The sequence below is a fragment of the Methylorubrum podarium genome (assembly GCF_040270385.1).
Taxonomy (GTDB): domain Bacteria; phylum Pseudomonadota; class Alphaproteobacteria; order Rhizobiales; family Beijerinckiaceae; genus Methylobacterium; species Methylobacterium podarium.
Map to the genome: position 1 here is coordinate 1 of NZ_JBELQE010000021.1, position 26,257 is coordinate 26,257.

23 protein-coding genes are annotated in these 26,257 nt (G+C 72.0%); 16 read left to right on the forward strand and 7 right to left on the reverse strand.

Annotated features, from left to right (window positions below):
• Nucleotides 1-97: 97 nt before the first annotated feature.
• From ABS772_RS02700 to ABS772_RS02745, 10 genes are all read left to right on the forward strand, one after another.
• The gene (locus tag ABS772_RS02700) at nucleotides 98-1,129 is read left to right on the forward strand and encodes an AAA family ATPase (RefSeq protein ID WP_350391990.1); all 1,032 of its coding nucleotides are present in this window, start codon (nucleotides 98-100) and stop codon (nucleotides 1,127-1,129) included.
• Nucleotides 1,126-1,995, forward strand: coding sequence for a DUF58 domain-containing protein (locus ABS772_RS02705; RefSeq protein ID WP_350391991.1), 870 nt, complete (start codon nucleotides 1,126-1,128; stop codon nucleotides 1,993-1,995). The genes ABS772_RS02700 and ABS772_RS02705 overlap by 4 nt, the downstream gene beginning before the upstream one ends.
• Before the next feature lie 251 nt (nucleotides 1,996-2,246).
• Entirely contained in the window at nucleotides 2,247-3,212 is a 966-nt protein-coding gene (locus ABS772_RS02710) for a nonribosomal peptide synthetase MxaA (protein WP_350392010.1), read from the forward strand.
• Nucleotides 3,213-3,216: 4 nt separating this feature from the next.
• The gene (locus ABS772_RS02715; protein ID WP_350391992.1) at nucleotides 3,217-4,284 is read left to right on the forward strand and encodes a vWA domain-containing protein; all 1,068 of its coding nucleotides are present in this window, start codon (nucleotides 3,217-3,219) and stop codon (nucleotides 4,282-4,284) included.
• Nucleotides 4,284-4,910: an MxaK protein gene (locus ABS772_RS02720; RefSeq protein ID WP_238258028.1), complete on the forward strand. Its 627-nt coding sequence runs from the start codon at nucleotides 4,284-4,286 to the stop codon at nucleotides 4,908-4,910. Before ABS772_RS02715 ends, ABS772_RS02720 begins: the two co-directional genes overlap by 1 nt.
• A gap of 11 nt (nucleotides 4,911-4,921) precedes the next feature.
• Nucleotides 4,922-5,920, forward strand: coding sequence for a vWA domain-containing protein (locus ABS772_RS02725; protein WP_407942950.1), 999 nt, complete (start codon nucleotides 4,922-4,924; stop codon nucleotides 5,918-5,920).
• Entirely contained in the window at nucleotides 5,920-6,450 is a 531-nt protein-coding gene (locus tag ABS772_RS02730; protein WP_350391994.1) for an SRPBCC family protein, read from the forward strand. The genes ABS772_RS02725 and ABS772_RS02730 overlap by 1 nt, the downstream gene beginning before the upstream one ends.
• Before the next feature lie 13 nt (nucleotides 6,451-6,463).
• Nucleotides 6,464-7,420 (forward strand): YncE family protein, encoded by a 957-nt coding sequence (locus ABS772_RS02735; RefSeq protein WP_350391995.1) that lies wholly within the window; start codon nucleotides 6,464-6,466, stop codon nucleotides 7,418-7,420.
• Complete coding sequence (locus tag ABS772_RS02740; RefSeq protein WP_407942951.1) at nucleotides 7,417-8,055, forward strand: MxaH protein; 639 nt, start codon at nucleotides 7,417-7,419, stop codon at nucleotides 8,053-8,055. Before ABS772_RS02735 ends, ABS772_RS02740 begins: the two co-directional genes overlap by 4 nt.
• Entirely contained in the window at nucleotides 8,052-8,729 is a 678-nt protein-coding gene (locus ABS772_RS02745) for a response regulator transcription factor (protein ID WP_350391997.1), read from the forward strand. The genes ABS772_RS02740 and ABS772_RS02745 overlap by 4 nt, the downstream gene beginning before the upstream one ends.
• A 198-nt stretch (nucleotides 8,730-8,927) precedes the next feature.
• On the opposite strand, the gene ABS772_RS02750 is transcribed toward ABS772_RS02745, so the two are convergent.
• The 3 genes from ABS772_RS02750 to ABS772_RS02760 all read right to left on the reverse strand — a co-directional run bounded on the left by ABS772_RS02750 (nucleotide 8,928) and on the right by ABS772_RS02760 (nucleotide 12,178).
• Nucleotides 8,928-9,314 carry a hypothetical protein gene (locus ABS772_RS02750; protein WP_238256278.1) on the reverse strand — a complete coding sequence of 129 codons (387 nt, stop codon included), beginning with the start codon at nucleotides 9,312-9,314 and terminating at the stop codon, nucleotides 8,928-8,930.
• Between the two features lie 26 nt (nucleotides 9,315-9,340).
• Nucleotides 9,341-10,750 carry a mannose-1-phosphate guanylyltransferase/mannose-6-phosphate isomerase gene (locus ABS772_RS02755; RefSeq protein ID WP_350391998.1) on the reverse strand — a complete coding sequence of 470 codons (1,410 nt, stop codon included), beginning with the start codon at nucleotides 10,748-10,750 and terminating at the stop codon, nucleotides 9,341-9,343.
• An 84-nt stretch (nucleotides 10,751-10,834) separates the two neighbouring features.
• The gene (locus ABS772_RS02760) at nucleotides 10,835-12,178 is read right to left on the reverse strand and encodes a polysaccharide biosynthesis/export family protein (RefSeq protein WP_350391999.1); all 1,344 of its coding nucleotides are present in this window, start codon (nucleotides 12,176-12,178) and stop codon (nucleotides 10,835-10,837) included.
• 426 nt (nucleotides 12,179-12,604) lie between these two features.
• Between ABS772_RS02760 and ABS772_RS02765 the strand changes: the two genes are divergently transcribed.
• The 6 genes from ABS772_RS02765 (at nucleotide 12,605) to ABS772_RS02790 (ending at nucleotide 19,915) form a co-directional block, all read left to right on the forward strand.
• On the forward strand, nucleotides 12,605-13,621 hold the full coding sequence (locus tag ABS772_RS02765; protein WP_350392000.1) for a UDP-glucuronic acid decarboxylase family protein: 1,017 nt from the start codon (nucleotides 12,605-12,607) through the stop codon (nucleotides 13,619-13,621).
• Nucleotides 13,618-14,427: a WecB/TagA/CpsF family glycosyltransferase gene (locus tag ABS772_RS02770; RefSeq protein WP_350392001.1), complete on the forward strand. Its 810-nt coding sequence runs from the start codon at nucleotides 13,618-13,620 to the stop codon at nucleotides 14,425-14,427. The genes ABS772_RS02765 and ABS772_RS02770 overlap by 4 nt, the downstream gene beginning before the upstream one ends.
• 247 nt (nucleotides 14,428-14,674) lie before the next feature.
• Nucleotides 14,675-15,685, forward strand: a complete 1,011-nt coding sequence (locus ABS772_RS02775; protein ID WP_350392012.1) for an NAD-dependent epimerase/dehydratase family protein — start codon at nucleotides 14,675-14,677, stop codon at nucleotides 15,683-15,685.
• A gap of 50 nt (nucleotides 15,686-15,735) precedes the next feature.
• Complete coding sequence (locus tag ABS772_RS02780) at nucleotides 15,736-17,283, forward strand: exopolysaccharide biosynthesis polyprenyl glycosylphosphotransferase (protein WP_350392002.1); 1,548 nt, start codon at nucleotides 15,736-15,738, stop codon at nucleotides 17,281-17,283.
• 77 nt (nucleotides 17,284-17,360) lie between these two features.
• Nucleotides 17,361-19,550 carry a GumC family protein gene (locus tag ABS772_RS02785; protein ID WP_350392003.1) on the forward strand — a complete coding sequence of 730 codons (2,190 nt, stop codon included), beginning with the start codon at nucleotides 17,361-17,363 and terminating at the stop codon, nucleotides 19,548-19,550.
• Nucleotides 19,550-19,915, forward strand: a complete 366-nt coding sequence (locus ABS772_RS02790; protein ID WP_350392004.1) for a hypothetical protein — start codon at nucleotides 19,550-19,552, stop codon at nucleotides 19,913-19,915. Before ABS772_RS02785 ends, ABS772_RS02790 begins: the two co-directional genes overlap by 1 nt.
• Here the strand turns inward: ABS772_RS02790 and ABS772_RS02795 are convergent.
• From ABS772_RS02795 to ABS772_RS02810, 4 genes are all read right to left on the reverse strand, one after another.
• Nucleotides 19,841-21,301, reverse strand: a complete 1,461-nt coding sequence (locus ABS772_RS02795; protein WP_350392005.1) for a right-handed parallel beta-helix repeat-containing protein — start codon at nucleotides 21,299-21,301, stop codon at nucleotides 19,841-19,843. The genes ABS772_RS02790 and ABS772_RS02795 overlap by 75 nt on opposite strands.
• A 304-nt stretch (nucleotides 21,302-21,605) precedes the next feature.
• Entirely contained in the window at nucleotides 21,606-23,084 is a 1,479-nt protein-coding gene (locus tag ABS772_RS02800) for a calcium-binding protein (RefSeq protein ID WP_350392006.1), read from the reverse strand.
• A gap of 430 nt (nucleotides 23,085-23,514) precedes the next feature.
• Nucleotides 23,515-25,041, reverse strand: coding sequence for a phosphomannomutase/phosphoglucomutase (locus ABS772_RS02805; RefSeq protein WP_238258781.1), 1,527 nt, complete (start codon nucleotides 25,039-25,041; stop codon nucleotides 23,515-23,517).
• Nucleotides 25,042-25,133: 92 nt separating this feature from the next.
• A partial coding sequence (locus ABS772_RS02810) for a malectin domain-containing carbohydrate-binding protein (RefSeq protein WP_350392008.1) occupies nucleotides 25,134-26,257 on the reverse strand: 1,124 nt, incomplete at its 5' end.

Sequence of the window (26,257 nt, forward strand, 5' to 3'; positions counted from 1 at the left end):
GTGCCGCAACCGCTCCCCTCCCCCCAAGGGGGAGGGGAGCGGTTGCGGCACACGGCGCCCGAGGCGCCCAAGACGGCACACGAAGGCCAACCGCCGAATGAACACCCTGCGCCCCGGCGACGCCATGCTCACCGACTGGCGGGATGCGGCCGCGCGCTTCGAGCGCGAGGTCGGCAAGGCCGTGGTCGGCCAGGAGCGGGCGATCCGGCTCCTGACCATCGCGATCTTCGCCCGCGGCCACGTCATGCTCGAAGGCGATGTCGGCGTCGGCAAGACCACCCTGCTGCGCGCGGTGGCGCGCGCCCTCGGCGGGGCCTACGAGCGCGTCGAGGGCACCGTCGACATGATGCCCACCGACCTGATCTACCACACCTATCTCGGCGAGGACGGACGCCCGCGGGTCGAGCCCGGCCCGGTGCTGCGGCGGGCCGAGGATCTGTCCGTCTTCTTCTTCAACGAGATCAACCGCGCCCGGCCTCAGGTCCACGCCCTGCTCCTGCGCATCATGGCCGAGCGCAGCGTCGCCGCCTTCAACCGCGAGTTCCGCTTCCCCAACCTCCAGGTCTTCGCCGACCGCAACCGCGTCGAGCGCGAAGAGACCTTCGAGCTGCCGGCCGCCGCCCGCGACCGCTTCCTGATGGAAGTCGGCATGGAGGCGCCCCGCGACGCTCAGGCCCGCCGCGACCTCGTGTTCGATCCCCGCTTCCACGACACCGACCGGCTGACCGAGGAGGTCGCGGCCGGGGTGCTCGATCACGACCGCATCGGCACGATCGCCAGCGCGATCCAGCACGCGATCTCCGCCGAGCCGGCGATCGAGACCTACGTCGTCGGCCTGTGGGAGGCGCTGGTGCGCCCCGGCCCCGCCGGCATCCGGCTGCCCGGCATCGACATCGACCGCCTCGTCCAGGGCGGCGCCTCGCCCCGCGGCGTCGCCTTCCTCGTCCGCGCCGCCCGCGTCCGCGCCTGGCTCGAGGGCCGCGACTGGCTGGTGCCGGAGGACATCCGCGCCGTCTTCCCCGAGGTGATGGCCCACCGCGTCTTCCTCGAACCGGTCTACGAGATGCGGCGCGCGCAGATCGTGCCCGAGCTGATCCGCGCCGTGTTCGAGACGGTGCCCGCCCCGTGAGCGGCCGGGACGACGGGGTCAACGACACGGCCGACATCCTCTACCTGCCGCGCTGGCGGCCGGGCGGACACCGAATCGGCGCCCATCGCGGGCGCGAGGCCGGCGGGCTCGGCACGTTCCGCGATCAAGTCAGCTTCGCACGCCTGCCGGATGCCCGCCGCATCGACCTGCGCGCGTCGCTGCGCGACCCGTTCGAGGGCGTGTTCGTGCGCCGCTTCGAGGCGCGCAGCCCGGTCGAAACTTACGCACTCGTCGATCTCTCCGCCTCGATGCGCTTCCGCGGCCGGGCCGACCGTCTCGGATTGGCGGGCGCCTTCTGCACGGCGCTCGCCCGCTCGGCGACCCGGATCGGCGACGGCTTCGGCGTCCTCGCCTGCGACCGGACGCTGCGGGAGGACCTCTCTCTCCCCGCCACCCGCCACCGCGCCGCGGCCCAGGCCGCCGCCGCCCGGATCGGCGAGGCGGCCTGCGAGGGACGCGGTGCCGAGGGGTTCGTGGAGGCGACGCGGCGGCTGGCCGGACGGCCGAAGCTGATCTTTCTCGTCTCCGATTTCCGCTGGCCGGAGCCTCTGATCGAGGCGGTCTTCTCCGCCCTCGCGCTGCACGACGTGACCCCGGTGCTGCTCGCCGATTCCGCCGAGGACGAGGGCCTGCCGAGCTGGGGCCTCGTCGAACTCGACGACTTGGAGGGCGCCGGGCGCCGCCTCGTCTTCCTGCGGCCGTCCTTGCGCCGCCGCTGGATCGCCCGCGAGGCGGAGCGCGCTGAGCGCTTGCGCCGGATCTGCACGCCCTTCGCCCGCCCGCCCTTCCGGCTCGCCGACCGCTTCGACGCGGAAGCGCTGAGCCGCCACCTGATGACGACGTGAGCGCGATGCGGCGGCGACCCAAACTCTCCTCCCCCGTGTGGGGATGGGATTCAGTCAGCGGAGCCACAGGCGCGGTGTCGGCAGAATCCGGCGCCTCTCCTCCCCCTTGTGGGGAGGAGGCAGGAGGTGGGGGTGGTCCCGGATCGAGCGCAGCGGTGCCTTCTGCACCACCCCCACCCCGAACCCCTCCCCACAAGGGGGAGGGGACGGGTAGGCTGCTTCGTCGAGCATCACTGGTCTCGCCGTCTGGGATCTTTGAATTCGAGCCTTCCTTCCGGGGAGGCACCGCCGCGCGGGCTCTCGGCCTCGTCCTGCTGCTGGCCGGAGCGTGTCCCCTGCCCGCCTCGGCGCAGGTGCGCGGCGTGGAACTGCGCACGCCCCGCGCCTTCGGCTACTTCCAGGGCGACCTCGTTCAGGTGCAGGCCGAGATCCGCGCCGATCCGGGCTTCACCCTGCAGCGCCCGTCCCTGCCGAAGCCCGGCCCCGTCACCTACTGGCTCGACCTGCGCGACGTGCGGACGGAGGAGGGCCGGGGCGCGGACGGCTCCAACGTGATCCGCCTGCGCCTGACCTATCAGGACTTCTACGTGGCGCTCGACGCCCGCACCCTCGACGTGCCGGGCTTTCCCGTCACTGTCGAGAGCGCCGGCGCCAACGGCTCGACCACGGCGGTGGCGCAGGTGCCGGCCTGGAAGATCGGCGTCTCGCCCCTGCGCGAGGTGCAGCCCGAGCGGCGCGACGACCCGGCCGAGTATCTGCGGCCCGACGGGCGCGCGCCCCGCCTCGATCCGCAGCCGGCGCTCGCCTCGGCCGCCGGCTGCCTCGCCCTCGCGGCGCTGGCGCTGGTGCTGCTCGCCTACGACCGGGCGTGGTGGATGTTCGGAGGCCGCCGCGGCCGGCCCTTCGCGCAGGCGCTGAAGGCGCTGCGCCGGGCACGGCGGCAATCGCAGGGAGAGGCCCTGTACCGCGCGGCGCTGCTCGCCCTGCATCGCGGCCTCGACGCGACCGACGGCCGCCGGGTGCTCGCCGACGACCTCCCCGATTTTCTGGAGCGCCATCCCGCCTTCCGGGGGCAGGCGGGCGGACTCCAAACCTTCTTCACGGCCTCCCGGCTCGCCTTCTTCGGCCGGGACACCGCCGGGGCCGGGACGAGATTCCCCCTGCCCGAGGCCGAGGCGCTGCTGCGCCGCCTCGGCGCGGTCGAGCGGAGCGCGTGATCCCGTGGCGCCGCTGCTCCCCTCCCTCGGCGTGGCCACGCCCTGGTGGCTCTGGCTCCTGCCGCTCGCGGGGCTGCCGCTGTTGCTCTCCGTCACCCGGCGCAGCCCGGTCGCCTCGGTCGCGGCAGCCCCCGAGGATCCCCTCTCCGCGGGCCTGCGGATCGCCCTGACCGCCGCCGGCATGCTGGCGGTCGGCGGCCTCGTCCTGGCGCTGGCCGGCCCCTACCGCGCCGGCGAGCGGGTGACCCGCACCGGCGTCGGCGCGCAAGTTTCGATGCTGATCGACCGCTCCGGCAGCATGAACGAGACCTTCGCCGGCCGGCAGCCCTCGGGGGAGGAGGAATCGAAGGCGGCGGCCTCCCGCCGCATCCTGCGCGACTTCGTCGGCGAGCGCGCCCACGACCAGTTCGCGGTCACCGCCTTCTCCACCGCGCCGATGCTGGTCGTGCCGATGACCGACCGGCACGACGCCGTGCGCGCGGCCATCGCCGCCATCGACCGGCCGGGCCTCGACTACACCAACGTCGCCCGCGGCCTCGGCATGGCTTTGTCGCAGTTCGGCGCGGGCGCGCCGGGGGTGTCGCGGGCGCTGCTCCTGGTCTCGGACGGCGCGGCGGTGATCGATCCGCGCATCCAGGCGCAGCTGCGCGCCGAGTTCGCCCGGGTGCGGCCGAACCTCTACTGGCTGTTCCTGCGCACCAAGGGCTCGCCCTCGATCCACGACAAGCCCGCGGGCGAGGACACGCCGCAGGCCGCGCCGGAGCGTCATCTCGACCTGTTCTTCAAGAGCCTCGGCGTGCCCTACCGCGCCTTCGAGGCGGAGGGCGCCGACGCAGTGGCGAGCGCCGTGCGCCAGATCGAGGCGCTGGAGCGCGATCCCATCCCCTATACCGAGGAGCGCCCCCGCCGCGACCTCACCGGCTGGGCCTACGCGCTCGCCGCCCTCGGCCTGCTCCTCCTCGTCCTCGCCAAGCTGGCGGAGACCAATTTTTTGCGCGCGCCCGTTCGTGAGCAGGGCGCCGCCGCGATCGATCCCGCGCCCTCCGCCGCACCGAGAAGGGCCGCCGCCTGATGCCCTCCGCCCTCACCCACGCCTCCGCGCCATCCCTGCGCGCCCGGCTCGGCGCGGGCGCCGGCCAGGGCTGGCGCAGCGTCCGTCCGTTCCTGCTGGTGCTGCTGCCGATCCTACTGCTCGGGACGGCCGCCGCCTTCGCGCTCTCGGCGTGGCGGGACACGCGCACCAACGCGGCCATCGCCGCGCTCGAAGCGGGGCGCGACGTCGCCGTCCCGCCCGACGCCCCCGACGCGCTCCTCGTCGCACGGACGAAGTTCCTGGCGTTTCGCGATCGCCTCGGCGAGACCGAGCCGCTGCTGGAGACCCTCGACGGCCGGCGATCCGCTGAAGCCGCGGCGCGGGCCCGCTACGTCGTCGCCAATGCCCGCATCCGCGAGGCCTTCCGGCTGATCGAGCGCAGCGAGCTCGACAAGGCGGGGCCGCAGGTCACCCTCGCGCGCCAGGACTACCGCCGGGCGCTCCAGGCCCGGCCCGATTTCTGGGACGCGAAGTTCAACTTCGACGTCGCCTCGCGCCTGATCCGCGACTTCCCGGAATTCGACCGCACGTTCGGCGACGAGCTGAAGGCCGAGCCCAAGCAGATCTGGACCGACATCCCCGGCCAGCCGCGGGGCGGGCCATGAGCGTGCGGGCCATGAGCCTCTGGGCCGAACTCCCCTTGGCAAGGAACCTGCGCGACCGCCGTCTCCAGGCGCTCGCCGCCGCGCTTCTGCTCGCGGTGCTGGCGGTCGTCGTACCGCCGCTGCCGCTGACCCGCACGGGCGTCTCGGTGCTGGCGGTGGTCGACATCACCGGCAGCATGAACGTGCGCGATTATATGCGCGACGGGCGCCCGGCGAGCCGGCTCGACACCGCCAAGGCGGCGCTGCGCGACCTGATCCCCGAACTGCCCTGCGGCTCGCGGCTCGCCCTCGCCCTGTTCACCGAGCGGCGCCCCTTCCTGCTGTTCGCGCCGATCGAGGTCTGCGCCGACTTCGCGCCGCTGGACGGCGCGATCGCTGCCCTCGACTGGCGCATGGCCTGGGAGGGCGACAGCCGGATCGCGGCGGGCCTGCACCGGGCCGTCGCCATGGCCGGCGACTTCGACGCCGACCTCCTGTTCATCACCGACGGGCAGGAGACCCCGCCCCTGCCGCCCAACGGCCTCCCGCCCTTCGAGGGCAAGGCGGGCGCGGTGCGCGGCCTGATCGTCGGGGCGGGCGGGTACGGCCTCTCGCCGATCCCGAAATTCAACGATCGCGGCCGCGAGACCGGCTTCTACGCCGAGACTGACGTGCAGCAGGAGAACCGCTTCGGCCCGCCGCCGGCCGACGCGGAATCGCGCGAGGGCTACAACCCGCGCAACGCCCCCTTCGGCGGCAGCGCGGCGCGGGGCGAGGAGCATCTCTCCTCCGTGCGCGAGCCGCATCTGAAGGCGCTCGCCGCCCAGACCGGCCTCGCCTACGCCCATCTCGACGGGCCGGACAGCCTGCGCGCGCCCCTCCTCGCCGCCGCGACCCCACGGCCCCTGCCCGGCCGGCTCGACCTGCGTCCCTTCCTCGGCGCGGCGGCGCTCGCCCTGGTGCTCGCCGCCTTCCTCGCGGATGCGCTGCGCGCCCGCGCCCTCCCCTTCACCGCAAGCAGGACCTCATGATGCGTCTGTCCCTTCTCGTCCTCCCGCTGGCGCTCGCGGCGACCGCGGCGCTGGCCCACGGCCCGACCCCGCAAAAAGTCTCCCAGTCGATCACGATCAAGGCGAGCCCGGACGCGGTGTGGAGGGTGGCCGGCGATTTCGCCGGCATCGGCCGGTGGCACCCGGCGCTCGCCAAGGCCGAGGGCAGCGGGACCAAGGACGGCGGCACCCGCACCCTCACCTTCAAGAACGGCGGCCGGATCGAGGAGAGCCTGGACGAGTACAAGCCGGAGGCCCGCACCTATTCCTACCGGATGGGCGAGCCGGACCTGAAGGCGCTGCCGGTCTCCTCCTACTCGGCGACGGTCACCGTGAGCCCGGAGGGCGACGGCTCCAAGGTCGAGTGGATGGGCCGCTTCTACCGCGGCGACACCGGCAACGAGCCCCCCGAGAACCTCGGCGACGAGGCCGGCAAGGCGGCGATGAACGCGTATTTCGCGGACGGGCTGAAGGGCCTGAAGGCGGCCGTGGAGGGCGGCAAGGCCAAATGAGGAATCCGGCCCAATGATCCGCCCCGCCCTCGCCGCGCTGATCCTCGCCTCCGCGCTCGCCGGCGTGCCGGCGCAGGCCGCGCCCGTCTACGTCGCGAGCCAGCAGGGCGCGCAGGTGACGCGCGTCGAGGCGGGAGCGGTCGCGGGCCACGCGGCCGTGGCGGGGGCCCCCGCGACGGTCGCGGCGGGCGGCGGATCGGTCTTCCTCAGCCATCCGGACGGGCACGCGATCACCGTGGCCGACGCGGCCACCGGGGCGGTGCTGCGCCGCCTCCCCTACAAGGGCCAGGGCTTCGGCCTCGCCGCCTCGGCGGACGGCAGGACCCTGTTCGTCGCCGACTGGTCGGGCAACCGCGTCGATCGGCTCTCGGCCGCGGACGGAACGGTCGAGGCTTCCGCCGCGACCGGCCGCGACCCGGCCCACCTCGCCCTCGACCGCACCGGACGGCTCTACGTCGCCGACCGGGAGAGCCATCAGGTCAGCGTGTTCGAGACCGCGCGGATGACCCGGCTCGCGACGATCCCCGTCGGCACCGCGCCCTTCGCCCTGGCGCTGAGCCCGGACGAGCGCCGCCTCTATGTCGGCAACGTGCGCAGCAACGACCTCACCGTGATCGACACGCAGGCGCTGAAGGCCGTCGCCACCGTGCCGGCCGGCGCCATGCCCTACGGCATCGCCGTGAGCCCGGACGGCGCGCGGGTGCTCGTGACCAACCAGCACGCCGCCACGGTCACCGTGCTCGACGCGGACACGCTCGGCATCGCGGCAACCATCGGCGTCGGCCGCTATCCCGAGGGCATCGTGATCGAGGGCGGCCGGGCCTATGTCGCGAACTGGTTCTCCGACACCGTGTCCGTCCTCGACCTCGCCACGCTGAAGGAGGTCGCCCAGGTGCCGGTCGCCGAGGGTCCGCGCAGCCTCGCCGTCGCCGCTGCAGCGGACGCATCAGCGAAGGACACTCCGCGATGAGAGCGCGTGCCGCCGGTTCCTTTTCCCGTCGCTTGGCAAGTCCCTTGGCCGGGCTCGCCATCCTGCTGATCCTCTGCGCCTGCGACCGCGGCGCGGAGACCGCCGGCGCGGCGTCGAGCGCGGCGCCCGACCGCGGCGACGAGGGCACCGTCGTCGCCTCGACGGCGGAGGATCACCTGCCGGACTGGCTCTCGCCCACCGACGGCACGGATCCGGCCCGCTGGCTCGCCGGCCGCGAGGCGGGGCACCCCTTGCCCGCGGATGCCGCCGCGGTCAGGGACATCCGCGAATCCCTCGACAGGGCGCGCAGCGCCTTCGTGGAAGACAAGCGCATGATCGCCAACCGCACGGTGCAGCTCGGGCAGATGCTGTCCGAGATCGGCAAGCCGGAATCCTATCGCGGCCTGATCGACGGCCTCGGCGCGATCGCGGCCGTGCGGGGCCGCCACAAGAGCCTCTACGGCGAGATGTGCCAGCACTACTACAACACCCGCGCCCAGGGCGCCGACCACGCCGCCGCCCTCGCCCGCCTCGAAGCCCGGGAGCGGCCGGACGTCGCCGCGCCGGAAATGCCGCCCGACCCGCCTCGGCCCCAGGGAGAACAATTGGGAGAACAGTCGGGAGGACGGCCGTGAGCGACGGACGCGCGGCCGCCCGGCCCGTGCCGGCGCGGCCGGAGACGATGCTCGTGGTCGACGACCACCCGATCGTGCTGCAGGGCGTGCGCCGCCTGGCGGACGCCGCGGGCGTCGCCAGAGTCTACGAGGCCGCCGACATCGTCTCGGGCTACCGCCTGTTCCACCGGCACCGGCCCGCCCTCGTCGTCGCCGATCTGAGCTTCCGCGACGACGGCCTGTCCGGCCTGTCGCTGATCCGCCGCATCCGGGCGCTGGACCCGCGAGCGCGCATCCTCGTCTTCAGCATGCATGCCGACCCGGTGCTCGTCTCCCGGGCGCTGGAGAGCGGCGCGCTCGGCTTCGTGCTCAAGGATGCCGGGTCGGACGCCTTCCTCGAGGCCCTCGACGCCGTGCATGCCGGGCAGGGCTACCTGCCGCACGCGCTGGCCACCGACGTGGCGATGCTGAACCGCGGCGCCCGCCCGGCCCCGCTCGCCACCCTGAGCGCGCGGGAATTGCAGATCCTGTCGCTGCTGAGCCAGGGCAAGTCCTACGAGGCCATCGCCGGCGCCATGGCGGTGAGCTACCGCACGGTGATCAACGCCAGTTCCAGCATGCGCAAGAAGCTCGGCGTCGAGTCCCGCGCCGGGCTGGTCCAGATCGCGGTCAACCGGCGCAACGCGCTGCTGTGAGCGCCCTTGGAAGGATCGGCCGGCGAGAGGCCGGACTTGTCCCATCCTCCCCCTCATCCTGAGGTGCCGGCGCGCAGCGTCGGCCTCGAAGGATCCTTCAGATCCCGCACGATCCCTGGAGGATCCTTCGAGGCCCGCTGACGCGGGCACCTCAGGATGAGGGATGTGGATCGGGAGTCCGCGACCGGCCCGCCGGGGTCACTCGGCACGCCGCTCCTCCACGGGCTCGCCGGGCGAGGCCCGCGGGCCGGGGCCGCCGGCGGGCGTGGCGAAGGGCAGCGTCAGCGCCGCCGCGACCAGGACCGCGGTGATCCAGCGCCGCGGCCGCTCGGGGGCGGAGGCGAGGCTCGGACCGGCGAGCCGGTGCCGCGGCTTCTCCCCGCCGAGGGGCGTCGGGCAGGGCCGCCCCCCCTCCGGGGACCGGTCGAGATGGCGCTCGACCGCGCCGAGCAGCGCGGCCGCCTCCCCGTCCAGGCTGTCCCAGTGCCGGGTCAGGGTGCCGCGCTCCGCCGGCTCGGACGCCGCGGCATCCGGGCCGGTCTCCGTCGTCCGCTGCTCCTCGGGGGCCGTCCGAGCACCTGTCATGTCAGCGCCTGTCATGGCGGGGAGCGTCAGGCGCGGTGGTAGGCGTCCTCGAGGCGGACGATGTCGTCCTCGCCGAGGTAGCTGCCGAGTTGCACCTCGATCAGCTCGACATCGTCGTTGCCGGGATTTTCGAGGCGGTGGATCGCGCCGAGCGGGATGAAGATGTGCTCGCTCTCGCGGTAATCGGCGATCGTGTCGTCCACGGTCACCCGGGCGCAGCCGCGCACCACGACCCAGTGCTCGGCCCGGTGGCGGTGCTTCTGCAGGGAGAGCCGGCCGCCCGGCGCCACGGTGATCCGCTTGACTTGGAAGCCGTCGGAGGCCTCCAGCACCCGGTAGCTGCCCCAGGGGCGGTGCGAGGAGGCGTGCCACTCGGCCTGGGGCCGGCCCTTGCTGCGCAGGATCTCGACCATCTTGCGCACGTCGCCGCAGCGGCTGCGGTCGGCCACCAGGATCGCGTCCTTCTCGGCCACGACCACGAGGTCGCGCACGCCGACGAGGGAGGTGACCATGCCGTCGGACGAGACGAAGCAGCCCTCGCTGTCGAACAATTCGGCCGCGCCGCGGCTGACATTGCCGAGGTCGTCGCGCTCGCTGATCGCCCACAGCGCGTTCCAGTTGCCGACATCCGACCAGCCGCAGCGCATCCGCGCCACCGCGGCGCGGCTCGTCTTCTCCATCACCGCGAAGTCCAGCGAGGTCTTGTGGGTGCCGGCAAACCCCGCGGCGTCGAGGGCGAGCGCGCCGCCCTCGTCGGCGGCGGCCTCGACCGCGGCCTCCGCCGCCGCCGCCGTGTCCGGATCGAACGCCCTGTACTCGCCGCACAGGGTGTCGGCCCGCATCAGGAAGTTGCCGGAATTCCACATCCAGCGGTCGGCAAGATAGGTCGCGGCCCGGCCCGCGTCCGGCTTCTCGGCGAAGGTGTGCACCGCGTGGCAGCGCGCCTCGACGCGGGCGCCGGGGCGGATCCAGCCGTACTCGGTGCTGGCGTGATCCGCCTCGATGCCGAAGGTGACGAGGCGCCCGGCCCGCGCCGCCGGCAGGGCGGAGGCGACGGCGCGCCGGAAGGAGCGCGGCTCGGTGACGATGTGGTCGGAGGGAAGCACGAGCACCACCGCCTCCGGGTCCGCCCGCGCCACCAGGGTGCAGGCGGCCAGGATCGCCGGGCCGGAATCGCGGCGCTCCGGCTCCAGCAGGAGGGTGACGCCCGCGTCGATCGCGGCGGCCTGCTTCTCGACGAGGAAGCGGTGATCGCGGTTCGCCACCACGATCGGCCGGGCGAAGAGCGGGCCCTGCAGCCGCAGCAGGGTCTGCTGGAAGGTCGAGTGCGGCCCGAGCAGGGGCACGAACTGCTTCGGCAGCGAGGTGCGGGAGGTGGGCCAGAGCCGCGTTCCCGAGCCGCCGCAGAGGATGACGGGTTGGATCCGTGCAGGCATCGACGGGCGTCCTTTTCGTGCTGAGGCTTGGGGTGAAGCTTGGGGTGTGGCTTGGATTAGGTTTGGGTCGAGGCTCGCGAGGGGTCAGGGGGTCTGCACGGCGCTGCGCAGGGCCGGGGCGGCCTGCGAGACGGGGCCGGGCGCGGCCGCCCCGTCGCGGGCGGGGGCCGGCGCCTCTCCCGCGCCTGCCTTGGCGGGCGAGACCTGGACGACGTCGCCCGGCAGCAGCACCGAGGTGAGCGCGGCCTTGAAGGTCACCGCCCGGTCGCGCAGGGTCCGGGTGACCTCGACGCTCCAGCCGGTGGCCTCGGTCCCGCCGTCGGAGGCGGCGAGCCGCCGGGCGCGGCTCTCCAGGAGATCGCGGGCGATGGGCAGGCTCGCCTCGGTCTCCAGCAGCTGCTGGCGGGTGGCCTGGAGGTCGGCCACGACCCGGCGCCGGTGACCGTTCTCGGTGTCGCGCTGGCGCAGGGTCAGTTCGCCGGTGGCGGTGCCGTTGCGGGCGAGGTCCGCGTCGATCCGGGCGAGCTCCGCCCGGACCCGGGCGTTCTCGCGCTGCCGGTCCACCATGATCGTCTGCAGGCCATGGCCGTTGTCGGTGAGCCGCGCGTAGTTGCGGACCTGGGCCTCGGTCAGCTTGACCTGTTCCTCGATCAGGGCCCGCTGCTGGCTCAGCGCCGCCCGCTCGGTCTCGAGCCGCTCGACCTGCTGGCGCAGCAGGCCGACCTCGCTGCGCTCGCTCTCGCGCTGGAGCGAGAAGATCTCCTGCTCGCCGCGCAGGAGGGCGCTCGCCTCGGGGCCGATCAGTTCGTCCGAGACGAAGCTCGTGCGCCCGTCCCGCTGCGCCTCCAGCCGGAGCTGCCGGGCGCGCTGGGCGAGCCGGGCGAGTTCGAGCCCGCGCAGGCGCTCGCGCGCGGCCAGCACCTCGCCCTTGAGTTCGGTGATCGAGCGGTCGCCGACCCGCCCGCCGCCGGCGAGCGCCACCGCGCCGAGCACGGTGAGGCCGTAGCGGTAGGTGTAGCTGCCGGGCGAGCGGACCTCGCCGAGCACGTAGACCGGCTTCATCTCGGACAGCCGCAGGCTGACCGTGGCCGAGCGCAGGTAGCCGTCGTTGAGCCGCGTCCGCACCAGGGTCTCGGCCTGCTCCGGGCTCAAACCTGCGACCCGGACCCGGCCGACCAGCGGCAGGTTCAGGTCGCCCACCGCGTCGACCACGTACTCGCCGGTGAGATCGGTCTGGCCGAACACGACCATCGTCAGCTTGTCGCCGCTCGACAGGAGCAGCGCGGTCTCGGCCGGCGGCTCCGGCAGCGGCGCCTGTCCCTCGGCGGCCAGGGGAGAGCCGGCGAGACAGAGCACCAGCGCCGCCGCGAGCGTCGCGCCGCGGCACCATTCGCCGTTCCAAGGCCGATATGTCCTGAAGTCGAGCATGCCTTCGCCTCTTGAGGCCGCCGTCCGGTCGTCGGCCGGCATCCCGGGGGAGGCCGGTCTCGGAATCTGCGCCAAGCCCGCCGTGCTCGGGTGAGGATCTCGGGTGGAGATCCGTGACGAACCGTGACGGGCCGTCGCGACGCTCTGCTTGAATGCCAGAGCCCCCTCCCCATTGGTCCTGGCTATTCGGTCCCTCCCCGGTTCGCGACCGGGTTAGTCCGACGGGGCCGGTCCCGGCCCCCGGGCGCGGTTGGGAACCGTTTCCGCACCGCCCCGTCCGCCTCGGACCCGAAAGGGGCGTCCTTCGCGCGATCGCGGTACGTCGCCATCGCCCCGTCGAGGGCTTCGTCTTCCTCGAAACAGCAATGCCGGGCGCGATCCCCGTCACCTAGTCTGGGATCGACCGATAATGGGAGGCGTCGAGCGATGAAGAAGCGTATCCTTGTCACAGGTGGAGCCGGCTTTGTCGGCAGTCACCTGTGCGATCGACTGGTGGCGCAGGGACACGACGTGCTCGCCGTCGATAATTTTTATACGGGCGACCGGTCGAACCTCGCACAGCACCTGAGCAATCCGCGCTTCGAGGTCATGCGCCACGACGTGACATTTCCGCTCTACGTCGAGGTGGACGAGATCTACAATCTCGCCTGCCCCGCCTCCCCGGTCCACTACCAGCGCGACCCGGTGCAGACCACGAAGACCAGCGTGCTCGGGGCCATCAACATGCTCGGGCTCGCCAAGCGGCTCGGCATCCCGATCCTCCAGGCCTCCACCAGCGAGATCTACGGCGATCCGGACGTGCATCCGCAGCCGGAGGGCTATCGCGGCCTCGTCAGCGTCAGCGGCCCGCGCGCCTGCTACGACGAGGGCAAGCGCTGCGCCGAGACCCTGTTCTTCGACTATCAGCGCCGCCACGACGTGCCGATCCGCGTGGCGCGCATCTTCAACACCTACGGGCCGCGGATGAACCGCGACGACGGCCGCGTCGTCTCGAACTTCGTCGTGCAGGCGCTGCGGGGCGAGCCGATCACCCTCTACGGCGACGGCCGCCAGACCCGCGCCTTCTGCTTCGTCGACGACCTCGTCGAGGGGCTGATGCGGCTGATGAACGTCCCGGGCACGCTCGACGGCGCGGTCAACCTCGGCAACCCGACCGAGGTGACCATCGCCGAGATCGCCGAGCGAATCGTCGCCCTCACGGGCTCGCGCTCCCCCATCGTCTACCGCCCGCTGCCGCAGGACGACCCGCGCCAGCGCTGCCCGGACATCACCCGGGCGAAGGCGATGCTGCACTGGAGTCCGAAGGTCGGGCTCGACGAGGGGCTGACGCGGACGATCGCCTATTTCGACGCGCTCCTCACCGCCTCCGCCTCGAGCGTGACCCCCTTCGAGCCGGCGCAGCAGGACTTTGCAACGACAGACTTGGCGAGGACCGGCTCATGAGCGCGCCGCTTCCCCGCGTTCCGATCCTGGGGGTGCCGGTCAGCGCGATTACCCTGGACGAGGCCGTGACGGCGGTCGAGGACTGGATCCTCGGCCGCCAGCGCCACTACGTCTGCATCACCGGCGCCCACGGCGTCATCGAGTGCCAGACCGACGGGGCCCTGCGCGCGATCCACGAGCGCGCCGGGCTCGTCACGCCGGACGGGATGCCGCTGGTCTTCATGGCGCGCCGGCTCGGCTTCCCGCGCACGCAGCGGGTCTACGGACCCGACCTGATGCGCGCGCTGACGGCCCTGTCGGCCCGCAGGGGCTACCGGCAATACTACTTCGGAGGTGCTTCAGGCCTGCCCGAGCGGCTGGCCGCGCGCCTGACGGAGCAGTTCCCCGACCTGCCCGTGGCCGGCACCTTCTCGCCGCCCTTCCGGCCGACGACGCCGGAGGAGGACGAGGCGATCGTCGCGCGCATCAACGCGGCGAAACCCGACATCCTGTGGGTCGGCCTCAGCACCCCGAAGCAGGAATACTGGATGGCGCGCCACCGCGACCGGCTGGACGTGCCGGTCATGGTCGGCGTCGGCGCGGCCTTCGACTTCCTCGCCGGCACCAAGCGGCAGGCGCCGGTCTGGATGCAGCGGCGCGGGCTCGAATGGGCCTTCCGCCTCGGCACCGAGCCGCGCCGGCTGTGGCGCCGCTACGGGCGGATCGTGCCGGAATTCATCCTGCGCGCGTCGGTCCAGCTCCTGCACGCGCCGGCCGCGCCCTCGCCGGCGCAGCACGCGCCGCCGCGGCCGCGCCGCTCCTTCTAGAGCGCCCTCCGCCGACGCGGATCCGGTTCGGCGCAAAAGAGCGCGTCGAAACAAGAACCGAGAGCCGCGCTCGACCGGGCTCCCGCCGCGCCTTTGCGCCCGGCGGGAGCGCAGACGTGACCGGAAGGACCGCGACGCACCCCGAAGGGCTAGATGAGCGCGAAAGTATGATCGCCCATCGAGAAGATATGCTTAGTCGATCCACGAAATAAGAATGGAAGCGCCGAAGCAGAAAGGCGTCAACACCATGTCGAAAAGCGCAGTTGTTACCGGGGCCGGCGGTTTCATTGGTGGACATCTGGTGACGTACTTGCGTCGCCTGGGGTATCACGTCCGCGGGGTCGATCTCAAATGTCCCGATTTCGGGCCGAGCGACGCGGACGAGTTCATGCTCGCCGATCTGCGTTCGTTCGAGGATTGCCGCGAGGCGGTGAAGGGCGTCGACGAGGTCTACAACCTCGCCGCCGACATGGGCGGCATCGGCTACATCTCCGGCGCGCACGCCTCGATCACCTTCAACAACACGATGATCAGCGCGCAGATGCTGAAGGCCGCCTTCGACGCCAAGGTCGAGCGGTTCCTGTTCTCCTCCTCGGCCTGCGTCTACCCGCAGCACCTGCAGGACGTGCCGAGCGTGATCCCGCTGAAGGAGGAGGATGCCTTCCCGGCCGCCCCCGAGGAGGGCTACGGCCTGGAGAAGCTCTACACGGAGAAGCTCTGCCAGTACTTCACCGAGGATTACGGCTTCCCGACCCGCTCCGTCCGCTTCCACAACGTCTACGGGCCCTACGGCACCTACGACGGCGGCAAGGAGAAGGCGCCGGCCGCGCTCTGCCGCAAGGTCGCGCGCACGCCGGACGGCGGCACCATCGACATCTGGGGCGACGGCCAGCAGACCCGCTCGTTCATGTACGTCGATGACTGCGTCGAGGGCATCTACCGCATCATGCAGTCGAACTATTCCGGGCCGCTCAACCTCGGCACGGACGAGCTCGTCAACATCAGCGGCCTCGTCGATCTCGTGGCCGAAGCCGCCGGCAAGACGATCCACAAGTCGTTCGACCTGAGCAAGCCGCAGGGCGTGCGCGGGCGCAACAGCGACAACACCCTCCTGCGCGAGACCCTGGGCTGGGAGCCCGGCATCCACCTGCGCGAGGGTCTCAAGCCCACCTATGCCTGGATCGCGGCGCAGATCCAGGAGGCCCAGCACGAGGCGCAGCGGGAGGCGGACGCCGCCCCTAGGCAGGCCGCCGAGTAGGCCGGCCGAATCCCGTCCCTCCCCGCAGGTACTGCAGCGCGAGCGAGCCCATGCCGGACGTCGATGTTGCCAATACCGGCATCCTGCCGGCCGGGGGCCCCGGCTGGCAGGAGCGCGTCAAAGGGCGCGTGCAAGAGAGCCTGCAAGGGAGCTTGCAGGAGCGTCTGCAGGAGCGCGTCGGAGCCGCCCGGTCCGGCTCCGAGGCGACCGCCTGGGCCCGGCGCCGGATCGTCACCGGAGCCCTCGTCCGCGGCGATGCCGCCGCCGTCCTCGCCGCCTGCGCGGGAAGCCTGCTCGTCATGGCGGCGGCCGGGGCGCTCCCCGGCCTCGCGCCGGCCACGCTGGCCGGCTGGTGCGCCCTGCAGATCGCCGCCCTGGCGCTGTGCGGCCTCTACGGGCCGATCGAGGCGGAGCCGATCGAGCGGCTGCGGCGCCGCGGCCTCGCCGCCGCCCTCACGTTCGGCGCCGCCGTGCTGGTCGGCGGCAGCCCCTCGCCGTGGCTCTGGACCGCCGCCGGAATCGCCGCCCTCCTCTCGATCCCGTTCGGGCATTACGCGGAGGGGTTCGTGCGTGCGCGGCTCGTCCGGCGGGGCGTGTGGGGGGCGGCGACCATCGTCTACGGCGAGGGCGCGGCCGAGCTCGCCCGCAGCCTCGCCGCGCGGCCCGAACTCGGCCTGCGGCCGGTCGGGATCGTCCGGGAGCCCGTGAGCGGACTCGAGCCCTTCCGCGCCGCCGCACCGTCGGGGCCGGCGGAGGAGGAAGGCGGGGCCGAGCGGATGGCGGAGCTGCTGGCGACGGCCGAGGTCGCCCTCTGCACGCCGGGCGAGCGCGAGCCCGGCCGCTTCGCCTGGCTGACCCGGCATCCGTTCCGGCAGGTCATCGTGGCGCACCAAGCGCCGGAGGTGGAGACCGTGCGCCTCCAGACCCGCTGCCTCGGCCCCATCGTCGGGCTCGTGGTGCGCCGGGCGATCTTCCTGCCGCACAACCTGCGCCTCAAGCGCGCGGTCGATCTCGCCGTGACGCTGCCCGCGCTGATCCTGTTCGGGCCGCTGATCGGCGTGCTCGCCCTCGCGGTGAAGCTCGCCGACCCGGGACCCGCCTTCTACGTCCAGCCCCGCGTCGGACGGGATGGCCGCACCATCCGCGTGTACAAGCTGCGCAGCATGTTCCGCGACGCGGAGGCGCGGCTCGCCGGCCACCTCGCCGCCGACGAGGCCGCCCGGCGCGAGTGGGACCGGTTCTGCAAGCTGCGCGACGATCCGCGCGTCCTGCCCGGCATCGGCGGCTTCATCCGGCGCACCAGCCTCGACGAGCTGCCGCAGCTCCTCAACGTGCTGCGCGGCGACATGAGCGTGGTCGGCCCCCGGCCCTTCCCCGCCTACCACACCGAGCGGTTCGGTCCCGCCTTCCAGGCGCTGCGGGCGAGCGTGCCGCCGGGCCTGACCGGGCTGTGGCAGATCTCCGCCCGCAGCGACGGCGACCTCGCGGTCCAGGAGCAGCAGGACAGCTTCTACATCCGCAACTGGTCGATCTGGATCGACCTGTACATCCTCCTCGAGACGGTGCCGGCGGTGCTCACCGCCAAGGGCGCCCGCTGACGAGGGTCCGGAAGAGGGTCCGGCGGCCCCTCTTCCCCCGATGCGCTTCCCTTTCGATCCCGATGCAGGCGTGAACCATGGATCCGTTCCACGAAGCCGAGCCGTCCGGCGGCCGGCCCTCGCTCACCGCCCATTACGAGGCCGTCACGGGGCACGCCCTCGCGGTGCTCTGGCGCCGGCGGATCATGATCGCCGCGATCGCCGGGCTCTCGGCGCTGGCGGCGGGCGCGGCCTCGCTGGCCCTGCCGCCGAGCTACACCGCCGAGGTGCTGCTCCAGTTCGATTTCGGCCAGACCCAGGACGTGCGCGGGACCGGCAAGTCGGGCCCGCAGATCGCCCTGGAGCCGGCCTCGGTGGTGGAGAGCGAGGCGCGCATCATCCGCTCCTTCGCCATCGCGCAATCCGTGGCGGGCCGGCTCGAGACCGAGTCGGGTGAAGCGGAGCACGCCGCCAAGGAGCCGCAGCCCGCGGGATGGGTCGCCTCCCTGCGCCAGGCGCTCGAAAACCGGGTCCAGGCCGCGCTGCCCGCGCCTTCCCCTCGCCAGGACGGGACCACGCAGCAGGAGACCGAGCGGGACGCGCAGGCCGCGCGGCTCCTGCGCGGGCTCACCGTCGGCAACGACGCCAAGGCCTACCTGATCACCATCGGCTACCGCGATCGCGATCCCCGGCGGGCGGCGGAGACCGCCAACACCTTCGCCACCGAGTACCTCGCCCGCAAGATGCAGGCGGCCTCGCTCGCCACCGAGCGGGCGAGCCGCTGGTACGCCGAGCAGATCCAGGTCTCGCGCGGCGAACTCGCCCGCCTGGACGGCGAGATCGATGCCTTCCGCAAGCGCACCGGCTTCGTCGAATCGGTGCGCGAGGGCGTGGACCTGCGCGAGCAGCAACTGCGCGATGCCCTCTCCGAATTGTCCAGCGCCACCGCCAAGCGGCTGGCGGAGGAGGCGCGGCTGCAGCGCGCCGGAGACGTGATGCGCTTCGGCGGCGTGCCGAACGCCGCCGACACGACGATCTCGCCGGTGATCCAGCAGATGCTGGCCGACGACAGCAAGCTGCGCCAGGAGCTGGAGCAGCTCACCGCCGTCTCCGGCGACAACCACCCCAGCGTGCTGCGCCTCAAGGCCGCGATCGCCGCGCTCCAGCAGCGGCTCCAGATCCGCATGGCCGAGGTGCTGAAGCTGGTGGAGGTCGATCTCGGCGCCGCCCGCAGCCTCGAAGCCTCGGCCGAGGCGCGGGTCGCGACGGTGCGCCGCTCGCTCATCGAGAGTAAGGCGCTCGAAGCCAAGCTGCGCGCGCTCCAGGCCGACGCGACCGCCGCCCGCGACCGCCTGCGCGTCCTCGACGAGGGCTACCAGACCGCCAACGCCCTGAGCGAGCTCAAGCCGGTGATGGCGCAGATGCTGGCGCCGGCCAAGGTGCCGACCCTGCCCACCGGCCCCGGCCTCGGCCTCGTGCTCGGGCTGGGCCTGTTCGCCGGCGCCGGTGCCGGCTCGGTGCTGGCGCTCGCCCTCGACCGCCGCGACCGGGGCTACCGCAGCCAGGGCGAGATGGAGGCCGAGACCGGCCTGCCCTGCCTCGCGCTGCTGCCGAACCGGCCGGCGGGGGAGCATTCGGGCGAGCGCCTGGAGCAGGATCTCGTCTTCCGCGAGGCCGTGCGGGCGGCGGTGGCCGAACTCGTCGCGGTGCGCGAGCCGCTCAAGGTCGTCCTCGTCACCTCGGCGATGCCGGGCGAGGGCAAGTCGGTCGTCGCCCGCTCGGTGGCGCGCTCGCTCGCCGCCATGGGCCGCCGGGTGCTGATCCTCGACGGCTCGCCCCGCCGCGCCGCGATCGAGGATGCCCGCCTCGGCAAGCCCGGTCCCGAGACGGGGGCCGACGACGAGGAGGCGGAGGGCCGGATCTCGACCATCCGCCGCGTCTCCGGCTTGAAGGACGGGCACGACATCTACGCCGAGCCGACCTTCGGCATGCTCGTGCGCGAGGCGCGCGAGCGCTACGACGTGATCCTCGTCGAGGTGCCGCCCGTGCTGCTGCTCGGCGACGTGGCGCTCCTGCGCCAGCACGCCGACGCCGTGGTCCACGTCGTGGCGTGGCACGGCACGCAGAAGGCGGCGGTGACGGCGAGCCTCGCCTATATGCGCCGGCTCGGGCTGACGGTCGCCGGGCTCGTCCTGAACAAGGTCGACCTGAAGCGCCACCAGGGCCGCGCCGCGGACCGCGGCACGCTCTACCGCGACTTCTCGCACTACTACCGGAACAGCGCCTGATGGGCGCGCGGAGGACCCTGGACGCGGCGGCTCCGGACGCGGACGGGGCGATCCTGCTCAGCGCCTGGACCTTCGCCTGTGCGGCCTGCGGCTCGCCCGCCGTCACCTGGCCGAGCGACCCGACCGCCGAGGCGGCCATCGCCTGCGGCGGCTGCGCCCGGCCGCTCGGCACCCTCGCCGCGTTCCGCGCCGGGATCGAGCGGGTGCTGGCCGCCCACCCTCTCGTCGAGTACCGGCCGGGGCCGCAGGATCTCCCGCGGCCCCGGTCGCAACCTCCGCCGGAGGCGGGATCAGACGAACAGGACGTGGCCCGCGCCCAGCTCGGCCTTGTGGGTGTCGGCGAGCCAGAGCGTGTCCGATCCTGAGCGGATCGCGACGTCGGTGCCGACATCCTGCGCCGCCGCCAGCACGGCGTCGAGCGAGGCGAACATCGACCGGCTGACCTCGATCGTGTCGGGGGCGGAGCCGCCGGCCTCGAAATCCTCGACCCAGTCGGCGCCGTTGCCGGCCTTGAATGCGAACCGGTCGGCCCCGGCCCCGGCCCCGCCCCAGAGATGATCGGTGCCGCCGCCGCCGTCGAGCCGGTCGCCGCCGGCCCCGCCGTAGAGGTCGTCGTCGCCGGCGAGCCCGTCGAGCCGGTCGTCGCCGCCCATCCCGTCGAGGTCGTCGGCGGCGCTCGACCCGGTCATCGTCTCGGCCCCGGCGGTGCCGTCGCGGTCGAGGCTGGTGCCGGAGGGCGAGGCACCGACCGCCGGGGTCGCGGCCGGAGCCGTGGCGGGACTCGTGGCCGGGCTCTCGCCCGCGACGCCGCCGGCGACGGCGCCGACCGTGCCCGCCACCCAGTCGAACACGTTCTGGATCGCCGCCATCGGCGTGGCCGCGGGCGCCGCCGCGACCTCCGCGCCCGACGAGGACGCCCCCCACACGATGTTGTTGGCCACCGCCGGGTCGGTATAGGTCGAGTCCGCGATCGTGACGTTGCCGCCGCTCGCGTTCCAGATGACGGCGTTGGACAGGGGGTCCCCCCGGCCCTGGTCGTCGGCGATGTTGTCGAATGAGCGGGTGTCGACGAACGACACGTCGTCCGAGTAGGACGAGAAGCCGCCGTTGCCCATGTGGATCACGTCGACGTTCTGGACGTGTCCCCCTTGCGAATCGCCCTCGAACATCACGCCGACGCCGCTCGGCGAGTTGTTGCCGTCGATCACGCCGTTGGCGATCGTCACGTTCGGGCTGTCGATGATCGAGACGTTGTCCTCGACATGCGATCCGTTCGGATCGTTGGTGACGGAGAAGTCCGTGAGGCTGCCGTCCGGCGACTGGTAGAACTGGACGAACTGTCCCGAGGGATAGAGCCCGTGGAAGTCGTGGCCCTCGAGATGGGAGAGGGTCGCGCCCGGCGACTGGCCGAGATAGATGCCGGTGCCGCTGTCCTGCAGCGTCACGTGCGAGGCGGTGAAGTCGGGCGCGTTCACCACCCGGATGCCGGTCGCCTCGCCGGCCAGGCCCTGGTTGCCGTCGGGCGGGTCGGAATTGACGATGAGGGCGTTTTGAACGGTGACGCCGCTCGAATCCTCGACGACGATGCCGTTGCCGTCGGCGTGATGGATGGTGACGTTGCGGATGACGACGTTGTCGTGCTCGACGCGGATGGCGTCGCCGTCCGAAACCCAAAGATCAAGATTTTCGATGATCTGCCCGGCATGCGTGGTGCGGATGGGCGTGGTGCTGGTGATCAAACCCGCAGGCATATTTGCTCCAATCATTAAATATTACAACAATATCACTGCCTAACGGAATACATTCGTCGGATCGACCTAGTAAATCTGCAACGGCATCAGTCAGTATTAGGCCGATCGGATTATTCGGCCCGGGAACCCGTTAACGGTAAAGCTTTTACGCGGATCGCTCCGATCCGATATTTCTCGCGCCGCACAATCGATGTTGCCGTACGGCCACGTTTGATCGGGCCGCGGCTGATTCGGCGCTGGGCCGCCGGCCGGGGCTGCGGGAGATCCCGCGGCCCCGGCCGGCGAACAGGTTTTCGCGGCGGGCTCAGACGAACAGGAAGTCGTTGGCCGAGAGCTGCCCCTTGTGGATGTCGGCGAGCCACAGCGTGTCGGTGCCCGAGGTGATGGCGACATCGTGGCCGACATCGTGGGCCGCGGCGAGCAGGGCGTTGAACGAGCCGAACATCGCCTTGCTCACCTCGACCACGTCCTGCGTGGTGCCGCGGAGCTGGAAGTCCTCGACCCAGTCGCTGCCGTTGCCGGCCTTGAACACGAATCGGTCCGCGCCGGCCCCGCCCCAGAGGTGGTCGGTGCCGCTGCCGCCGTCGAGCCGGTCGTTGCCGGCCCCGCCGTAGAGGCGGTCGTCGCCGGCGAGACCGTTGAGCGTGTCGTTGCCGCTCCGCCCGTCGAGGTCGTCGGCGAAGCGCGAGCCGGACATCGTGTCGGCCCCGCCGGTGCCGTCACGATCGATCCCCGTGCCGGACGGCGCCGGGCTGGGGGCCGGATTCGTGGCGACCGGGGTCGGGCTCGGCGCCGGAGTGGGAGCCGGAGCGGGAGCCGGCGTCGGCGCCGGGGTCGCGACCGGCGTGCCGCCCGTCCCGGTCGCCGCCCCGTCGAACACGTTGTGGATCGGCGTCATCGGCGTGGCCGAGGGCGCCGCCGTCACGTCCGCGCCGGCCGAGGAGGTGCCCCAGACGATGTTGTTGGCCACGCCCGGGTCCGTGTAGGTCGAATCCTCGACCGTGACGTTGTGGCCGGTCATGTTCCAGATCAGCCCATTCGACAGCGACACGCCGCGGCCCTGGTCGCCGGCATCGTTGTCGAAGGAGCGGGTGTCGACGAACGAGACGCCGTCCGAGTAGGACGAGAAGCCGCCATTGCCCATGTGGATCACGTCGACGTTCTCGACGTGGCCGCCCTGCGAGTTGCCCTCGAACATCACGCCGGCCCCGCTCGGCGAGTTGTTGCCGTCGATCACGCCGTTGGCGATCGTCACGTTCTGGCTGTCGATGATCGAGACGTTGTCCTCGACATGCGAGTGGCCCGGATCGTTGGTGACGGCGAAGTCGCTCAGCCGGCCGTTGGGCGACTGGTAGAACTGGACGAGCTGGCCGCCCGGGAACGGGCCGTGGAAGTCGTGGCCCTCGATGTAGGAGAGCTTCGCGCCCGGCGACTGGCCGAGATAGATGCCGGTGCCGCTGTCCTGCAGCGTCACGTGCGAGGCGGTGAAGTTCGCCGCGTTGACGACCCGGATGCCGGTGGTCTCCGGATCGGTCTCGCCGCCATTGCCCGTGGGCGGGTCGGAATTGACGATGAGGGCGTTCTGAACGGTGACGCCGCTGACGTCCTCGACGACGATGCCGTTGCCGTCGGCGTGGTGGATGGTGACGTTGCGGATGACGACGTTCTTGTGATCGACGCGGATGGCGTCGCCGTCGGAGACCCAGAGATCCAGATTTTCGATAACCTGTCCGTCGTACGTCGTGCGGATGGGGGTGGTGCTGTAGGTTTGGCCCGCAGGCATGTCGGCTCCTCGAGATGCGGTGATCGCAACGGAGCGGGTGCCTAACGAAGGTTAAGGGGCGGATCGATTGCGTAAATCTGCAACGTACCCCGTGAGGATTACTCCCGAGGGGGTATGGACGCGCGAAAACAGTTCAGCTTAATGCTGTTTTCCAGCGGGCCGCTGTCAGAAATTTTCTGACAGACGAACGATCTGTTGCCGAACGGCCACGTTTGGCCATCCGACCGATTTTTGCCAGGAACAAAAGCCTCCGATCGATCGCTTCGACCGCCGTCGCTCCTCTCCTTCCCGTTGTGGGGAGGAGGCAGGAGGTGGGGGTGGTGCAGAACGAAGCGGTGGGGTGCCCTCTGCCCGACCCCACCCCGAACCCCTCCCCACAAGGGGGAAGGGACAGGCGATGCCCGACCGAAGGAATCAAGCGGTACCCGAATCAGATCGTCTGGTTGTAGGCGCCCACCTCCGGATGCTGGCGCAGCACCGCGTCGACCGCCGCGAACATCTCGTGCAGCCGCGCCTCCGAGACCGGGCTCTCCACCACCACCACGAGTTCGGGCTTGTTCGAGGAGGCCCGCACCAGCCCCCAGGTGCCGTCGTCGGTCGTGACGCGCACGCCGTTGACCGTCACCAGATCGGTGATCGCGTGGCCGCCCACCGGCTCGCCCGCCGCCTGCAGCGCCCGGAACCGCTCGGTCACCGCCTCGACGACGCCGTACTTCACCTCGTCGGCGCAGTGCGGCGACATGGTCGGCGAGCCCCAGGTCTTCGGCAGCGCCCGGTAGAGGTCGGCCATGGTCTGGCCGGGGTTGCGGTCGAGCATCTCGATCACCGCGATGGCGGTGAGCAGGCCGTCGTCGTAGCCGCGGCCGACCGGCGCGTTGAAGAAGAAGTGGCCGGACTTCTCGAAGCCGGCCAGCGCCGAGAGCTCGTTGACCCGCCGCTTGATGTAGGAGTGGCCGGTCTTCCAGTAATCGGTGCGCACGCCGCGGGCCTGCAGCTCGGGATCGGCGGCGTAGAGGCCGGTCGACTTCACGTCGACCACGAAGGTCGCGTCCGGATGCAGCTTGGACAGGTCGCGGGCCAGCATCACCCCGATCTTGTCGGCGAAGATCTCCTCGCCCTCGTCATCGACCACGCCGCAGCGGTCGCCGTCGCCGTCGAAGCCGAGGCCGACATCGGCGCCGGTCTCGCGCACCTTGTCGGCGATGGCGTGCAGCATCGCCATGTCCTCGGGGTTGGGGTTGTAGCGCGGGAAGGAATGGTCCGGCTCGACGTCGAGCGGAATCACCTCGACGCCGAGCCGCTCCAGCAGGGCCGGGGCGAAGGCGCCGGCCGTGCCGTTGCCGCAGGCGGCGACCACCTTCAGCTTTCGCGTGACGGGCTTTGCGCGGGCGACGAGGTCGTCGAGATAGATTTTCGCGAAGTCGGACACGAATTCGTAGGCGCCGCCGTCGCGATACTGGAACGCGCCGCTGGTGACGATCTCCTTGAGGCGGCCCATCTCGTCGGGGCCGAAGGTCATCGGCCGCTCGGCGCCCATCTTCACCCCGGTCCAGCCGTTGTCGTTGTGCGAGGCGGTGACCATCGCCACGCAGGGGCAGTCGAGGGCGAACTGGCCGAAATAGGCCATCGGCGAGAGCGCGAGCCCGATATCCTTCACCCGCAGGCCCGCCGCCTGCATCCCGGCGATCAGGGCGAGCTTGATCGACGAGGAATAGGCGCGGAAATCGTGACCGGTGACGATGTCGGGCCGCACGCCGCGCTCATGGATCAGCGTGCCGATCCCGAGGCCCAGCGCCTGGACGCCCATCAGGTTGATCTCCTGCGGGAACAGCCAGCGGGCGTCGTACTCGCGAAAGCCGGTCGGCTTGACCATCGGCCACTGCTCGAAGGCGAAGGTGTTCGGCTCGAGCCTCGGCAGGGGCGTGGGAAAGGTCTTGAGGGACGGATCGGAGGACATGGCAGACCTTTCGCACGGGCGGCGGCGGACGAGACGTCGCGCGCCGCCGGAAGAGAAGCCGAGACGGGGTGAGACTCTAGATCAGGAAGCCCTCAGACAAGGAAGCCGTCCAGGGCCGAGGCGCCGTTGACCTTCCACACCTCGACGGCCGCCAAGGTCGGGTTCTCGGCGGCGCCCTGCCAGAAGGCGAGGTTGAGCGTCCCGTCGGTGACCGAAACCGTCCGCGTCAGGGTCGTCGCCGTGGCGCCCCCGGCCGCCGCCGCCCAGATGTCGTAGTTGGCGACCGTGGTGCCCTCGATGCCGACGTTGAACTGGCGCTGGCCCGCTCCGCTGAGGCCGCTCGGATCGTCGGGCTGGTTGTAGATCTCGGCGAAGTGCAGGACGACCTTGTAGGAGCCGGAGGCCAGCGCGCTGCCGTCCGCGTTCTTGACGGCGTAGCCGAAGCGCCCGTCGTCGGCATCCGTGGTCGAGGCGCTCGCCCAGCCGAAGCGCTGGTTCTGGTAGAGCGCGTCGTCGGTGGTGCCGGCGATCGGATCGACGTCGGCGAAGACGGCGTTCCCGTCCTGGCCGGCGACGTAGTAGCGGTGCGGGGCTGCCGCCGTGTCGGACTCGAACAGGGTCCCGTCCGCGCGGGTGAAGGCGCTCCCGCCGGAATTGATCGCCAGGACGAGGGTGTCGCCGCCGGGCGTCACGTCGATGGTGAAGGCGTGCGAGGCGGCGGCGTTGGTGTTGGCCGCGGGGCTCCCGTCGACGATCTCGCCGGCCTTGACCGTCGCGGTGTAGGACCCGTCGGCCCAGCCGCCCGCCGGCGCGGCGACGAGGTAGGTGGCCGTGGCCGAGGTGGCGCTGGTCGCCACCTTCGACTGCAGGCTGATCGCCCCGACCGCGCCGGGTCCCGTCACCGCGAGGTCGGCGGCGGTGATGCTGGCGAGGCTGATGCCCGAGGCGTCGTTGTAGACCACCGTCACGCTGGCCTGTTGGCTGCCGGTGTCGGGACTGTCGACGGCGAAGGAGCCGACGGTCGGGCCGGTCGTGTCGGTGCCGCCCGTGGCTTGGCGCACGATGATGCCGCTGAGCTTGGCGTTGTCGATGCCGTTGGCGAATTGCAGGTCGAGCGTCCCGTTGGCGCCCGCGGTGATCGGGCCCGACACGTAGGTGTAGGGCGTGTTGAAGCTGCCGGTCTGGGCGAGGATGTCGAGGTCGTTGAGGATGGTCT